General features: G+C 60.2%; 10 protein-coding genes and 3 pseudogenes. 4 read left to right on the forward strand and 9 right to left on the reverse strand.

Annotated elements, in window-relative coordinates; translation table 11 throughout:
- Nucleotides 1–22: 22 nt before the first annotated feature.
- From ACWHXP_RS08080 to ACWHXP_RS08100, 5 genes and pseudogenes are all read right to left on the reverse strand, one after another.
- Nucleotides 23–2,179, reverse strand: a complete 2,157-nt coding sequence (locus ACWHXP_RS08080; protein WP_489634056.1) for a TonB-dependent siderophore receptor — start codon at nucleotides 2,177–2,179, stop codon at nucleotides 23–25.
- 54 nt (nucleotides 2,180–2,233) lie between these two features.
- The gene (locus tag ACWHXP_RS08085; RefSeq protein WP_489634055.1) at nucleotides 2,234–2,992 is read right to left on the reverse strand and encodes a MotA/TolQ/ExbB proton channel family protein; all 759 of its coding nucleotides are present in this window, start codon (nucleotides 2,990–2,992) and stop codon (nucleotides 2,234–2,236) included.
- A 298-nt stretch (nucleotides 2,993–3,290) separates the two neighbouring features.
- Nucleotides 3,291–4,062: pseudogene (locus ACWHXP_RS08090) on the reverse strand (amino acid ABC transporter ATP-binding protein).
- Nucleotides 4,059–4,709 carry an amino acid ABC transporter permease gene (locus ACWHXP_RS08095; RefSeq protein ID WP_034333493.1) on the reverse strand — a complete coding sequence of 217 codons (651 nt, stop codon included), beginning with the start codon at nucleotides 4,707–4,709 and terminating at the stop codon, nucleotides 4,059–4,061. The pseudogene ACWHXP_RS08090 and the gene ACWHXP_RS08095 overlap by 4 nt, the downstream one beginning before the upstream one ends.
- A gap of 63 nt (nucleotides 4,710–4,772) precedes the next feature.
- The gene (locus ACWHXP_RS08100) at nucleotides 4,773–5,930 is read right to left on the reverse strand and encodes a trans-sulfuration enzyme family protein (RefSeq protein WP_489634054.1); all 1,158 of its coding nucleotides are present in this window, start codon (nucleotides 5,928–5,930) and stop codon (nucleotides 4,773–4,775) included.
- A 100-nt stretch (nucleotides 5,931–6,030) separates the two neighbouring features.
- Here ACWHXP_RS08100 and ACWHXP_RS08105 point away from each other — a divergent pair, with 100 nt between their 5' ends.
- Together ACWHXP_RS08105 and ACWHXP_RS08110 are read left to right on the forward strand one after the other, a co-directional pair.
- On the forward strand, nucleotides 6,031–6,960 hold the full coding sequence (locus ACWHXP_RS08105; protein WP_489634053.1) for a LysR substrate-binding domain-containing protein: 930 nt from the start codon (nucleotides 6,031–6,033) through the stop codon (nucleotides 6,958–6,960).
- A 298-nt stretch (nucleotides 6,961–7,258) separates the two neighbouring features.
- Nucleotides 7,259–8,089, forward strand: coding sequence for a transporter substrate-binding domain-containing protein (locus tag ACWHXP_RS08110; RefSeq protein WP_489622864.1), 831 nt, complete (start codon nucleotides 7,259–7,261; stop codon nucleotides 8,087–8,089).
- Between the two features lie 127 nt (nucleotides 8,090–8,216).
- Here the strand turns inward: ACWHXP_RS08110 and ACWHXP_RS08115 are convergent.
- Nucleotides 8,217–8,548: pseudogene (locus tag ACWHXP_RS08115) on the reverse strand (integrase core domain-containing protein); the annotation flags it as partial.
- A 354-nt stretch (nucleotides 8,549–8,902) separates the two neighbouring features.
- Here ACWHXP_RS08115 and ACWHXP_RS08120 point away from each other — a divergent pair.
- Both ACWHXP_RS08120 and ACWHXP_RS08125 read left to right on the forward strand, forming a co-directional pair.
- Nucleotides 8,903–9,421 (forward strand): SRPBCC family protein, encoded by a 519-nt coding sequence (locus tag ACWHXP_RS08120; protein ID WP_489622863.1) that lies wholly within the window; start codon nucleotides 8,903–8,905, stop codon nucleotides 9,419–9,421.
- A 63-nt stretch (nucleotides 9,422–9,484) separates the two neighbouring features.
- Nucleotides 9,485–10,369 (forward strand): annotated as a pseudogene (locus ACWHXP_RS08125) (NAD(P)-dependent oxidoreductase); the annotation flags it as partial.
- 15 nt (nucleotides 10,370–10,384) lie between these two features.
- On the opposite strand, the gene ACWHXP_RS08130 reads toward ACWHXP_RS08125, so the two are convergent.
- The 3 genes from ACWHXP_RS08130 to ACWHXP_RS08140 all read right to left on the reverse strand — a co-directional run bounded on the left by ACWHXP_RS08130 (nucleotide 10,385) and on the right by ACWHXP_RS08140 (nucleotide 15,157).
- A complete protein-coding gene (locus tag ACWHXP_RS08130) occupies nucleotides 10,385–11,071 on the reverse strand; it encodes a Fe2+-dependent dioxygenase (RefSeq protein WP_489622862.1) in 687 nt (228 codons plus the stop codon).
- 52 nt (nucleotides 11,072–11,123) lie between these two features.
- Entirely contained in the window at nucleotides 11,124–13,397 is a 2,274-nt protein-coding gene (locus ACWHXP_RS08135; protein ID WP_489625557.1) for a catecholate siderophore receptor Fiu, read from the reverse strand.
- Between the two features lie 377 nt (nucleotides 13,398–13,774).
- Nucleotides 13,775–15,157, reverse strand: a complete 1,383-nt coding sequence (locus ACWHXP_RS08140; protein ID WP_489634052.1) for an MFS transporter — start codon at nucleotides 15,155–15,157, stop codon at nucleotides 13,775–13,777.
- Nucleotides 15,158–15,176 lie beyond the last annotated feature (19 nt).

A 15,176-nucleotide genomic window follows, 5' to 3' on the forward strand; every position in this document is an offset into this window, starting at 1 on the left:
GCGACGACAGTGCCCGCCGTGCTCAGATATTGACTTTGAGGGTCAGGTAAAACGATCTCGGCTGTGTCGGAATGACGACCGGAAAACCGAAATACTGATAGGACTCGTAGCTTCGCCGGCCCGTCAGGTTGTACCCCGAGAGCTGCAGAGTGTACCGACCAAAGTCATAGGCGGCCTGAGCATCCACTGTCGCCATGCCTGGCACGGAGACGGTATTGGGCAAGGTCAGCTGACGGCGGCCGAGTGCCGTGATACCGGCTCCGAATGACAATCCCTCAGCGGCGCCATCCAGTACGCGATAGCGGAAGGCCAGGCGTCCGCTATGTCTGGGCACACGGGCCAGTGTGTCACCAACCGGGATCGTATTGTCTTGCGTAACCACCGCTTGGGTATAGGCGTAGTTCGCCAGCAAGGACAACGCTCGAACCGGTTCCCAGGTCATGTCGGCCTCGAATCCGCGTGCGCGTTGCTGTCCCGTCTGGATCGACACGAGGGGATTGGCGGGATCGGCGGTGGCGACGTTGTCACGAGTTTGTTCGAACACGGCCAGCGTGCCCGACAACTTGCGCGCTTTATCGTCAAGCTTGATACCCAGCTCGATGTTCCTGGAGCTCTCCGGCTTGGGTATCGATGAACCAATGAAACCGAAAGGTGCGCGGAATGCAGTTGCATAACCGGCATACAGGGCCAGGCCTTGCAGCAGGTCGTAATTGACGCCGACCCGCGGCGAGACATGGTGGTAGGTTTTGTCGGTCCCCTGTTCGGCCTCTTGAAACTCAAGCTGAGTCAGGCGCAGGGCCCCTGTGAAGTGCCAGCGGCCATAGTGAGCCTGGTCCTGCACGTAAGTTGCGAGGGTGCGGTAGCGATCCGTCTGCGTCGAGTTGATGGGGGTCTTGTCACCAAAGGAGAGGTTGTATTGAGGGTTGGAAAGATCAATCGAGCCGACACTCGTCCCATCAAAGCCCATCCCCGAATAAAACTTCGTCAGGTCGTATGCAACCCCAGCGACCCACTCGTGACGTCCCCCCAGCATGTTGAATGGCGCGATCAAATGCGCGTCGAGAGCGGTTTCACGCGTGCTGGTGTTCATGGTGAGCGGGAAGATGGGATAGGTGGTGGGCGTAGATGCACTGGGCGCTGCGAGTGCCGGATAGATGAAGCTTCCGTATTCGCCAACGTTACTGGTGTAGTACTGTGCGGACGCCTCCAGGCGAACGCCGTCATCAAACTTGTGGCGCAACTCGATCTTTCCGAGACGATTGTTGATATCCGTCATGGGCTGGCCATTGGGCGCACCTGGAAAGGCATTGCGATAAAGCTGACCCGCCAGCGCCTGTTGAGCGGGCAGCCCTGAGTACTCAAGCTGCTGCGTACGGTTGTACTGGCCAGAGAAAAGAATCTCGGTCTGCGCGTCGGGCTTGAACAGGATGCTGGGCTGGAAAAAAACGCGTTTCCCGTGGACCTTGTCGATCCAGCTGTAATTTTCCTGGTATTCCCCTTCAAGGCGTATTGCAAGCTTGTCGCTCAGCGTTACGTTGTAGTCACCATAGGGGTTGGTGGTGGAGTAGCTACCGGCTCGTACGCCGACAAAGCCTCCATTTCTGCCAATCTCAGGACGTGTCGACTCAATGTTGATGAGTCCGCCCAGGGGAGAGCCCAGTCCACCACCATACAAGCTCGAACTCGGTCCCTTCAGCACCTCGATTCGTTCGACGCCGACCAGCCCTGCCGGATTGAATGCATGTTGATTCCCGCCGAAGATGGACAGGCCATCCAGATAGGTCTCCGCAGGAAATCCGCGGATGATGGGAGCGATCAGCAATGCTTCTTCCGGCTTGGTCGGTACCACTCCGGAAACGTTGACGAGTGCATCAGCGAGGCTGTGGACGTCCTGGTCATCCAGGAGGGATCGCTTCAATACGGAGACGGACTGCGGTGTCTGAAGCAACGGTGTCTCCGTGCGCGTCGCCGCGCTGGAGCGTGAAGCAGCGTAGCCCGGGCTCTCTTCCGTAACGACAACCTCAGGAAGCTCCGAAGACACGGGCGGCTTGTTTGAAATGCTTTCAGCAGCAACTGCATTGGTGATGGCAGTCGAGGTGGCGTTGCTGGTTTGCGCCATGACGACTGTTGCAAATGGATAGATCAATGCGATGGCGGCTGCCAGGGAAGTCTTTTTCATCGTTTAAAGTTAATTGGAGACGAACTCGGGAAGCCTGATAACTGCTCAGCAGGGTTAGCGCCTGAGCGACCTGCCTGGCTTGCGCAGGTTCTCCCGGGGGGACGGCGAGCCGCTCAAGGGCAACGCATGGACTTGGTCCTCGCCTGCACGAGCGCCAGTGACGAACAATGCGTGCAAGTCGAAACCGAACTTGTTCAAGCGTGCCAGCGTGCTTTTGTTGCCGCGTACCAGCGCGTTATAGCCAAAGGTGGCGGGAATCGCTACGGCCAGTCCCAATGCGGTCATGATCAGCGCCTCCCCAACGGGGCCGGCAACCTTGTCGATGCTTGACTGGCCGGTGGTGCCGATGGAGACCAGTGCGTGATAGATCCCCCAGACTGTTCCGAACAGGCCAACAAACGGTGCCGTCGATCCCACAGAGGCCAGAACGGCCATGCCCGCTTGCAGACGCGCAGCAGCTTCATCAATGGATTGCCTTAGACCGAGGGTGATCCAGTCGCTGATCGCCAGCTGTTCATGCAAATGTCCCTGGTGCTGCTGATGATGAAGGAGCGCCGTCTTCCCGGCATGGGCCAGCGCGAAAAATGGATTGTCATGTCCCAAAGTGCTCAGAGCGCTCTCCAGATCGCCTGCCGTCCAAAAATCACTGCGGGCGGCCTCGCCGGACTTGCGCAGACGAAGCAGGGCAAGTGCCTTGGTCAGGATCACATACCAGGAGGCGATGGACATGCTTATCAGCAGAATCGCGACTGCGCGCGTGACCAAGTCACCCTGCGCCCACAAGCTCTGAAGGCCGTAAGGACTGACTTCCATGATGTTTTAAGCCTTCATGAGGCGGGCCGTGCCGGGCCGCCCTGGATGGGAGAAGACCCGAATTATGCGCGCAGGACCAGGCGCGGCGCGTGCGACAAATTGTCACATTCTGCTTACCGATGCCATGCCGATCGCATGCTCGCCTGTCAGGCCGGCCCATGGAAGATCCAGCTCACTATCCTGAACCTGCTCAATTGTCGCGATGACACGGGTGGTTCGGCCTCCAACTTCAATGACACCTTGAGCCTGGGCCGCGCGTTGTCGGCCCAGGTCACGGCGCCTCGCCAGCCTGCGCACATCATTCGTGGAGGCGTCCCAGGAACTGCCGCGAGCGCTCGCTGCCCTGCGCGCCGAAGAACAGGGCAGGGGTGGTATCTTCCAGTACGTGTCCACCTTCCATGAAGAGGATGCGGTCGGCTACATCCCGGGCGAAGCGCGTTTCGTGCGTCACCACCAGCATGGTCATGCCTTCCGCCGCCAGCGCGCGCATCACGTTCAACACGTCGTCGCGCAGTTCCGGATCCAGTGCCGAGGTCGGCTCATCGAAGAGGATCACTTCCGGATCCATGGCCAGTGCGCGGGCAATGGCCACACGCTGCTTCTGGCCACCGGAGAGCTTGCCCGGATAGGCATCGGCCTTCTCCGCCAGCCCGACCTTGCCCAGCAGCGCCAGGCCTCGCTCACGGGCCTCCGCCTTGGCACCCCCCCTTGACCGACATCAGCCCTTCGATCACGTTCTGCAGCGCCGTCATGTGCGGAAACAAGTTGAAGGACTGGAACACCATGGCTGTCTGCTGTCGGATCTGCAGCGTCTTGCGCCGCAGTTCACGGGCGGGCAGCGTCGCCGGATCGTTCAGCGCCACGCCGCAGATCTCGATGCTGCCGCGATCCGGCAATTCCAGCAGGTTCAGCGAGCGGATGAAGGTGGTCTTGCCGGACCCGGATGGTCCCATGATGACCACCACTTCGCCCCGCGCGACTTCGAGGTTGATGTTGCGCAGTACCTGATTGGCACCATACGCCTTGGCCAAGGCGCTCACGCGCACGGTACAGGAAGAAGACGGATTCATTGATAGCGCCTCGACAGTTTCTCTTCCAGCCAGGTTTGCAGGAGAGTGAGTAGTTGATTGATGACCCAGTAGATGGTCCCGACGATGATGAACATGTCCATGTAGCGGAAGGTGGTCGCTCCCAGCTGGTCGGCCACGCGTGTCAGCTCCACCACGGTGACGGTGGAGGCCAGCGAGGTGTCCTTCATCAGCGCGATCAGGCGGCTGCCCACGGGCGGAATGGCGATGCGCAGGCCCTGCGGCAGGATCACGCGCCACAGCGTCTTCCAGTAACCCATGCCCATGGCCCAGGCGGCTTCCCACTGTCCGCGATCGACCGCATTGATGCCGGAGCGAAAGTTCTCGCTCAGGTAGGCCGCCGAGAACAAGGTCAGCGCCAGCAAGGCGGCGGGGATGGGATCGATGGTGATGCCGTAGTTGGGCAGGCCGAAATAGATCAGCAGGATCTGGATCAGCAAGGGCGTGCCGCGAAACACCGACACATAGGCGAACGCCAGCCAGCGCAGCGGCCGCGCATCGGAAATGCGGGCCAGCGCAATGAGCATGCCCAGTGCCGAGCCCAGCACGAACGAGCCGATACCCAGCCCGATGGTCACCACTACCGCTTTTTCCAGCAGCGGTAGCGCCCTGACAAACAGATCAATCATGGTTCTCCTCCCGGTTGCAGCGCCTGCATTGGGGCGCTGCTTCAGTGTTCATTGATGCGGGCATCACGCCTGGGCTGCCGCACTTGCGTACTGGGCCAGTGCCTGATCCAGATCGGCGATCAGCAGGGCAGGATCTTCCAAACCGATGGACAGGCGCACCACCGGCTGGTCGGTCGACGGGAAAGCGCGATTGGCCTGCAGCGCGGCCGGATAATAGGCCGCCAGGCTGTGCACGCCGCCCCAGCTGGCACCGATGGCGAAGTGCTGCAGGGCGTCGAAGAAGCCGTGAAAGGCGCTCTCCGGTGCTGGTTGCAGGATCATCGAGAACAGGCAGCCAGGGGTCTTGTAGTCGCGCTTCCAGAGGGCATGGCCGGGGTCGCTTTCCAGCGGCGGATACATCATGCGCGCCACCATCGGGTGATGGGCCAGATGGCGTGCCACCTGCAGGGTTGCCGCTCCTTGCGCATGCACCCTCAGTGACAGTGTTTCCAGCCCGCGCAGCACCAGGAAGCAATCCTCGGGACTGACCTGCTGGCCGAGGATGCTCTGGGTCTCGCGCAGGATGCCGTAGTGGCCGTGGTCATTCATGCTGATGCATCCCATGAGCACGTCGGAGTGACCGCCCAGGAACTTGGTGGCGGCCTGGATGCTGAAATCCACGCCCAGATCCAGGCCTCTCAGCCCCAGCGGGCTGGCCCAGGTGTTGTCCAGCATGGTCAGTACACCGCGCTCGCGTGCGACGGCCGTGATGGCCGGGATTTCCTGCATTTCCATGGTGACCGTGCCGGGCGCTTCCATGCAGATCATGCGGGTGGTGGGCTTGATCAGGTCGGCGATTTCCGCACCGATGTCCGGCCGATACAGCTCGACCTCCACGCCCATGTGCGCCAGCCATTTCTCGGCAAAGGTCTTGAGCGCGCCATAGCAGGCGGCCGAAACCAGCAAGTGGTCGCCACCGCGCACGAAGCCCATGACGGTGGTCATCAGGGCGGCCGCACCGGAGGGCGCAATGACGCAGTGGCGGGCGTTTTCCAGCGCGGCCACGCGCTGCTCCAGCAGGCGCGCCGTGGGGGTGCCGGTGACGCCATAGCTGAAGCCATCGGGCTGGCGCTGCTTGCGCTGGACAAAGTCCTCGAAGGTGTCGAATACCACGGTGGAGGCGCGCATCACCGGGGGCGAGAGACTGGCGAACGCGGGTTGCGATGAAATAGGGTGGCTCATGCGATTAATTTGTTAATCTAAAAAAGAGGAACCCAGTATCCGAATTCGCGCCGCAGCCATCAACAGCACGCGGGACTAACTCTATAAGTGGTACTTATATATGGACATGCGAGATATCCAGGTTTTCCGCGCCGTCATGCGCGCCGGAACCACCAGCAAGGCCGCCGCCCTGCTCAACGTCTCCCAGCCCGCGATCAGCCAGTCGATCCGCAAGCTGGAAGCGACTTCCGAACTGCGGCTGTTCGAGCGCACCCGTGGCCGGCTGGTGCCTACGCAGGAGGCGCTGGCCTTGATCGTGGAGGTGGATCGTTGCTTTGCCGGCTTCGAGATGATTGAGCACCGCATCCGCAGCCTGCGCTCGTTCGGACTGGGTCGTCTGGCCATCGCTTCCTTCCCCGCACTGGGCAATGGTTTCATGCCGCGCGCCATCGCCGCCTTCGGACTGGGTGAGCGGCGTGTGCAGATGTCGTTCCAGATCATGAGCTCGCGCGAGGTCTACCAGCAGGTCAGCGCAGGGCAGCTGGATTTCGGACTGATGGCCGATGAGCTGTCAGTCTCCGGGCTGGAGCATTCGCAATTCATGAGCGTGCCGGGTGTGATCGTGATGAACGACCGGCACCCCTTGGCCGGCAAGCCGGTGATCACGGCTGACGATCTGCTGGAACATCCCTTTATTGCCCTCAATCCGGAAGATGCCAGCCGCCGGCGTCTGGAGCAGGAGCTGATGCTGCAGGGGAAGGTTTTGCGTCCCATCCTGGAGACGCCTTATTCCAATTCGGTGTGCGAATTCGCCATGCGCGGGGTTGGCATGGGGATGGCGCATCCGATCCTGGCACTGGATTACGTCACGCGCGGCCTGCGCCTGAAGCCGATGGAAGTGACGGCCAGCTTCACGGCGCTGCTGGTGTTCCGGCCCGGTGTGCCTATGTCAGAGAATGCCAAGGAACTGCTGCGGGTGATGCGGATCCAGATGGAGTCGGACATGAGCTCACTGCGCCAGGTGCTGTACCAGAAACCCGGCACGTTCTGAACTTCCCGGCAATGCACCGATTTGAGCGCTGCGCACAAGGTTGGGGCAAGGCCATGCTGCACGAGACCGCAAGAAGAGCAGTCAGCCCCGAGATAACTGGGACAGGGGGTGAAACACTGTTGGCCCTTATCATTTTGCTGTTCCGGATTGGTGCAGCATATCTTGTCGATCCATCAGTTTGATCGAGGAAAGTATAAGTTCTGCTTATCACTCAAGAAACGTGTACGGATTGCTGATCCCCCGGCCTGCGCACAGAATGGGCTTCCGATTTCATTGATGATCAAGAGGGGACAGCACCATGAAGTTGCATCATTTCATTCCCGCCTGCCTGCTGGCAGCGCTCCTGGGCAGCGCAGCGGCTGCCGTGACAGCCCAGAACATTCCGGCCGACATTCTGGCCAATGCCCGTGCATCGGGCGTGATCCGCATCGCCAATACCCAGAGCAGCCCGCCCTGGAGCCTGATCGATGACAAGCTGCAACCGGCCGGTTATGACGTCGAGGTGGCCAAGGAAGTGGCGCGCCGCATCGGCGTGGCCAAGGTGATCTTCGTGGCCGACAGTTTCAAGAATTTTGTGGAAGGACTCAAGGCGGGCAAGTACGACATGGTGATGAACGACCTCACCCCTTCGCCGGAACGGGAGAAGCAGGTCGATTTTGCGGCACCCTATGGCGTGGAGGATTTTCGTATCTTCGTACTGGCCAGCAATGCCAGCATCAAGGACAAGCCCGATCTCAAGGGCAAGAAGGTCGGCGTGACGACCGGCACCACCAACGAAAGCTGGGCGCGGGCCAATCTGAAGGAATCGGATATCCGCGCCTATGACAATGGCGGTTTCGTCTTCAATGACCTGGGCAATGGGCGCATCGATGCGGTCATCAGTTCGCACTTCGGTGGCATGAAATACGCGAACGTGAACAAGTTGCCGATCAAGGAAGTCGGACCAGTACTGATCTACCAGCTGTCGGCACCGGCCATGGCCAAGGGCCAGCAGCCATTGAAGGAGGCCGTCAGCAAGGCCATTGGCGACATGACGCGCGATGGCACCATTGATAAGCTGGCGCGCCGCTGGGTGGGTGCGGATTTCGATATGGTGGGGGATATCCAGCGGGCTTTGCAGCAACCTTGATTTTCTTGTTGCCGTATCGGTAACGGGTGTTCAGCGGCAGGCCAGCAGGCTTGCCGCTAGTGCATTGTAGTCGGACAGGTTCGCTGCAAAATTCGGTACAACTCAGTCAATAACGGACACTCTTGTTTTATGCGGTCCGCAGTTTCCTGTTGAATTGTTCAACAAACCGAGCGGGGGCAATGTTGCCAAGACGAGAGTGACGCCGCTTGCGGTTATAAAAAATTTCGATGTGTTCCCGAATCGACACCCCAGCCTCTGCACGCGTTGTGTAACGTTGGCGATGAATCAGTTCGTTTTTCAAGCTGCCCAGACGCTCTCCGTCGGCGCATTGTCGTAGCAGTTCCCTTTACGCGACATCTATGCCCGCGCGCCAAACTTCTTCAGCAAACGACCAAAGGCATGGGAGCAATACTGACTGCCACGGTCCGTGTGATGAATCAGGCCATGTGCCGGGCGTCTCGGTGCGGAGCTCCCTTGTGTATCTCTGTTTCTCTGATTTGCTTATTGCTTGCTCCTGTTGGTCAAGTTTAACAAACAGGCGTGTCCGGAAATTTCAGGGCTACCTAACGATGGGTTGTTTGCATGGATCCACACACAGGTAGAACAAGCTGCCAACTGAGGGGAGGGATCATTTCTCATATCATTTGAGCTGATGACAATAATAAGAAAACAGGATTGGATTTATATCTGATTTGTTCGCATCATGACCTTCCTGTGATGAGGCAATCCTCTGCGACCGTCGGCAAATGCCAGTCCGACACGCTGGTAGCTTGCCTCATCTTCATTCAACTGCACCATGAAAAGGAATGTGACATGAACGCCATCATCTGGCCCGAAGGCTACGTGCCGGGCTTTACCGAGAATTTTGCTTCCAACGAAGTCATCGTCGCTGGCCTGAGTGCGGCCGACGTTTGGCCGCTGCTTGCCGTGCCATCGCAATGGCCGACCTACTACGCCAACTCGGCGAATGTACGTTTCTACGACGGCAAGGGTCCGCAATTGGCTGACGGGGACCGCTTCTATTTCGAAACCTTCGGTTTCCCGGTCGAGGCGCAATGCAATGAATACGTGGCCCCCACCGCCGGCCAAGCCGGTCGTATCGCCTGGCACGGCTGGGCCGGGGAGGTGGGCAGCGACGATCGCCTGGATGTGCATCACGCATGGCTGGTGGAAGACCTGGACGGAGGGCGGGTGCGGATCCTCACGCAGGAAACGCAGAAAGGCAAGCCGGCCGAGGTGCTGCACAATACCAAGCCCAACCCGATGATCAACGGACACCAGGACTGGCTGGATGGCCTGGTGGCAGCAGCACGTCAGGCACGTCGCCCGTAACGGCGTCGCCATTTTGTTCATTCAGGGCCGGGCCCCTGCAGTAAGCCCGCCCGCCAAAAGGAAAGACACATGACAACAATCGCCGTATTGGGCTTGGGTGCGATGGGCTCGCGCATGGCCGCCAATCTCATCAAGGCAGGTCACACCGTGACCGTCTGGAATCGCAGCCCGGCTGCCGCCGACGCCTTGGTAGCCGCCGGCGCCAGATGGGCCGGCACGCCCAAGGAAGCCGCCATGGGCGCGGACTTCGTCATGGCCATGGTGCGTGACGATCAGGCTTCGCGGCAGGTGTGGCTGGATGCAGCCACCGGTGCGCTGGCCGGCATGAGTCCTGGTGCCATTGCGATCGAGAGCTCGACGCTCACTCCGGACTGGATACGTAATCTGGGACGCCAAGCTGCCGACCGGTCGATCGGCCTGCTCGAGGCACCGGTATCGGGAAGTACGCCCCAGGCCGAGGCGGGCCAACTGGTCTATCTGGTCGGTGGCGAGGCTGCTACGCTGGCCCGCGCCGAACCCGTCCTGAAGACGATGGGCAGCGTCATCCAGCACGTGGGTTCGCTCGGGGCGGGGGCACTGACCAAGCTGACCACCAATACCTTGCTTGGTATCCAGGTCAGCGTCCTTGGCGAATTGATAGGCCTGCTCCGTCATGCCGGCGCGGACGTGGCAAAGGTACTCGAAGCCGTTGCGGCGACGCCCGTATGGAGTCCGGTTGCAGGGCGTGTGGCCGGCTCGATGCTCGCGGGAGGCTTTGCCCCGCAGTTTCCGGTCGAGCTGATCGAGAAGGACTTTACCTATACCGTGGACACTGCAACGTCGGAGCTGATGGTGCCAACCATCGCTGCCGCGCGCGGAGTCTTCCGTGCCGCAATGGAGTGTGGCCTGGGCAAGGAAAACATGACTGCCGTGGTCAAGTTGTTCACGGAGCCTGCGCGTAGCACTTGAGCCGGTGATCCGACGTCACGGTTCACTCCACATGCGCAGCAGGTTGTGATAATTGCCGGTCAGCGTGAGCGTTTCCTTGCATTCGCCCACGCGGCTGCGGAGGCTGTCGATGGAGCGATCCATTTCGTACAGCAGGGTCCGCCGTGCATCATCCCGGATCAGGCTCTGCGTCCAGAAGAAGGAGCATACGCGCTCTCCGCGCGTGACCGGCTCCACGCTGTGCAGGCTGGTGGCCGGATAGAGAATCAGGTCGCCGGCAGGCAGCTTGACCTCATGTTCACCATAGCTGTCGACGATGACGAGACCGCCGCCGTCGTAATCCTCGGGATCACTCAGGAACAACGTGCTGGAGACATCGGTGCGCAGCCACATCGGTGAATGGGGAACCCCGCGCAGCGAGCCGTCTACATGCAGGCCGTAGGTTTCCCCGGTGCTGCTGGCATAGCGGTTGAACAGAGGCGGCATGTAGCGCGCCGGCAGCGCTGCCCGGAAGAACATCGGATTCTGCTGCAAGGCGCGCAGGATGAGCTGTCCCTGTTCGCGTGCCACCGGGCAATCTTCAGGCAGTTGATGGTTGCGCTTGACCTGAGCGCCCTGGCTGCCGACCGTGGCGCGACCATCGATCCAGTCGGCTGCATCAATGGCGTCACGCATCGCTCGGACCTGCTCCCGGCTCAGTACGTTGGGAATATGCAATAACATCGTCCAGACCTCATAAAAATCCCGGGGCCTTCAGCCCCGGGGACATCTTCCGTCAGAAGTGATAATTGACGGTCACACGCGCCGAGCGCTCCAGGCCCGGGGTATAGCGATATCCCAGGTAGTTGATGGCGGTGATGTAGTGCTTGTCGAAGAGGTTGTAGACGTTGAATTGCAGATCCCAGTTCTTGCTGACCTTGTAGCTTGCCATCGCGTCATACACCCAGTACGCAGGAATGTGGTCCGGCGTGGTGGCCAGCTTGGTCTGGCGCTTGACGATGCCGACATAGCGCGCGCCGCCGCCGACGGTCAGTCCCATTGGCATGCGGTAGCTGCTCCACAGGCTCAACGCGTTCTCGGGGGCATAGGGCAGGGTGGACGAGCCATCCTGTGCGGTCGCCGCTCCGACCACGATATCGGTCTTCTGATGCGTATAGGCCGCAGTCACGTCCCAGTCGCGGGTGATCTTGCCGGTAGCGGACAGTTCGACACCCTGCACGCGTTTCTTGCCGATCTGGGAATACGTGCCATCGTCATTCTCGTAGACTTCGTTGTAGACATCGGTCCTGAACAGCGCCGCGGTCAGAAGGAGATTCTGGTTGAAGAATTCCCACTTGGTGCCCGCTTCCAACGTCTTGGACTTCTGCGGTTCCATACTCGGATTGCTGGCGCTGCTGGTTGAACTCGACAGCGAATAGGCACCGAAGCTGCTGGTGCTGCCCGGCGGCAACTGCGATAGCGCGTAGTTGACGTAGAGGTTGCCGTTGCTGGTCAGCTTGTAGAGTGCGCCCAGCTTGTAGGTGAACAGGTTGCCGCTGCCCTCGATATTCGTGTTGCCGGTAGTGGCGATGGCGTTGTAAGTGGTCTTGTAGTGATCCAGGCGCAGACCCGCATTGACCTGCCAGCGTTGGTTGATCTTGAGCGTATCGAACGCATACAGCGCGGCGGTATCGGTCTGCCACACAGCGTCCTGCCCGTTGCGGGTAATGGTCAGGCCGCTGGAGGTCAGTTGCGGATCGTAGAGGCTGAGGGAAGACAGGGTGCCGGTCTTGTTCAAGCCGTAATTGGTTTGCTTCTCCCGCGAGATTTCGAAGCCGGAACTCAGGCTGTGTTCCATGCCGAACGTCGTGAATTTCGTCGTCAGGTTCGTCTGGTTGGAGATGATCTCGTCGTCAAGTTGCTTGGCTGCACCCAGACGGGTAATGGTGCCGTTGCTGGTGGTAGGAACGCCGGCCGTGACGGCCAGGTAGTCGACACTGTTCTTGCCCCAGCGCGTGGTGTTCTGCAGCATGGTGGAGCCGTTGATATCGTGCTCGACACGTGCAGTAGCCATGGTAGCGATGGAGTTGTCGTGCGAATCGCTGCTGCCGTAGTAATTGCTGCTGTTGACCTGGCTTGCAGAGGACAGTCCGGCGACGGTTCCGGAGAAGCCGGCCATACCGATGGTGGGCAGTCCACTTTCGGGCAGGTTGTTCTTTTCCACGTGCAGCAGGTTCAGGTAGACCCGGGTATCGGTATGCAGGCCGAAGGCCAGTGAGGGAGCGACACCCCAACCGCGGTTCCTGACCTGATCACGACCGGCTACACCAGAATCCTCGCCAACCAGGTTCAGGCGGAAAGCCGTACCGCTTCTGAATTCATCCAGGTTCTTGTTCCAGTCCAGGGTAGTGCGCCGGTAGCTGCCGCTACCCGCGCCTGCGGAAGCATCGAAGCTGTCAGCCAGCTTGGGTTGCTTGGTCACCAGATTGATGGAACCAGCCGCCGAGCCACGGCCATTGTCGGTACCTGCCGCACCCTTGGTGACCTCGACCTGTTCGATATTGAACATGTCGCGGGTCACTGAGCCGAGGTCGCGAATGCCATCGACGTAGATGCTGTTGGAAATATCCAGCCCGCGCATGTAGAGCGCATCACCGACATTCGGGCCGCCGTTGCCTTCGCCGGCGTTGAAGGTGCCGACGCCTGGCACGTTGCGCATGGCCTCGGTGAGGGTGGTCACGCCCTCGGATTTCAGCACTTCCTTGTCGAGTACCTGGATGGTCTGGGTGGTCTCTGCCAGAGGGGCAGTGTACTTCGGCGAAGACAGGACCTTGGTCCCGCTTGCCTCGACGGTGATACCGGGCAGAGCGGTGCTGCTGTCAGCACCGGTGCCGGTATCAGCGGCGTGGGTCACGGACACCGACAGTGTCATGGCCAGTCCGGTGATGACGGTAGCACTGCCGCGAGAGAGCGGTGAGACAGGGAAATCGTTTGGCGCGCGTTTGCGACTTTTTATGTATGACACGAAGCGTCCTCTGTGAAGCGGAAAGGCAATCGCCACCGCCCGCATTGACATGCAGGTGGCGAAGATTCCTGGTTTGAAGGGAGGGGGCGAGTCTGGCGGCTGGCGGGATTTCGCGGAGTATCTGGCAGATGCAGGTGCAAGCCGTGGATGGAGTCTGCAAGCGACTGCTAGAACTGAAATATTTTAAATAAGAATTATTTATATTTAAAACACATTCGATGTCCTTTACCTGGATTTGCAGCAACAGGAAATACCAGGCGGATGCGCTTCAATCGTTGCGCGTGTATTGCAACAACGTTGATCCGAATTTAATGGGTAGGCCTCTTGTCAGGGGGGACTGCGTTGAATCAGATGATCCATGCGCGATAGAACGCCCGAGATGATCATGGAAACCTGCGCGCGACAAAATGCCAACTTGGGGTTCAGCCCTGCCCGCCGCGTTGAATGAACTCCTGCCCTGCATGCGCAGGTAGCCGCAGCACGCCCAGCAGGCTCACCACCACCATCAGTGCCAGTACGATGAAGGCCATCTGAAAATCTTCCAGGGTGGGAGTAACGAGGTTACGGTTCACCCCGCCGTGCGCCAGGCGCACGCTCAGTGAAGCGACGGTGATGCCGGCTGCCATGCCAATCTGATTGATCGTGTTGGACAGTCCGTTGGCATGCCCCATCATGGCTTTGGGCACATCGGCAAAACCGATGGTGCCGAGGGCGGTGAACTGCATCGAGCGCGTCATTCCGGCAACGATCAGCAGCGGAACTAGCAGGACCGGAGAGTCGTGTGGCTGCAGTTGGGCGCAGCCCAGCAAGGCAATTGCACAGAGCGCGCCATTGAACAACAGGACCTGGCGGTAGCCGAACTCGCGCAACACGCGGGTGGTCATGCTCTTCATCAGAAGGTTGCCGGCGAACAGTGCCAGTACCAGCAGGCCGGCCGTACCTGGATCAGCACCGAAGCCGAGCTGGAACATCAGCGTGAGCAGAAAAGGCGCAGCACCGATGGCCATGCGGGCCAGTGTGCCGCTGAACATGGCAAAGCGGAAAGTAGGAATGCGCAGTGCTGCCAGGTCCAGCATCGGCGCGCTGCTGCGCAAGAAATGCCGACATGACAGTCCGCCCAGAATCACTCCGGCCAGGCCGGACCATAGGCTTGTTGCGTCGATATTGGCCTCCAACTTCTCCAGTGCGATCAGCAACAGCGAGATGCTGCCGCCACAGAGCAGGAAGCCGGTCCAGTCGAAGCGAGTGATCTGTTCGCCACGGACGTCGGGAAGGATGCGCCACGCCACCACCCACGCCAGCAGACCGAGGGGGGCGTTGATCAGGAAAATCCATTGCCAGCCCAGATGCTGGCTGATGAAGCCGCCCAATGGTGGACCGAGCACCGGGGCCACCAGCGCCGGCCAGATCAGTGCGGACATCGCAGCCATGAGATTTTCGCGCGGGGTCTGGCGCAGTATCACCAATCGCCCGACCGGGACCATCAGGGCGCCGCTGATGCCCTGGATGATGCGGATCGCAACGAAGGCTTCCAGATGCTGCACCAGTGCGCAAAGCACTGAGCTGAGCGTAAAGAGGGCGATAGCCGACATGAAGACCCGGCGCGAGCCGAAGCGATCGGCGATCCAGCTGCTGGCAGGGATGAAGATGCCCACGGCCAGCAGATAGGCACTGATGCCTACATTGAGGGCCAGTGGCGTGACACCGAAGTCGCGCGCCATGGCGGGGATGGCCGGCGTCGTGATGGCACCGTCGAGGATCTCCATGAACAGGGCGCCGGTGACCAGCCACGTAATCCAGCGCATCCGGGCGGCGTTTCCCCGT

It is taken from the genome of Herbaspirillum sp. Her2, from assembly GCF_057961375.1.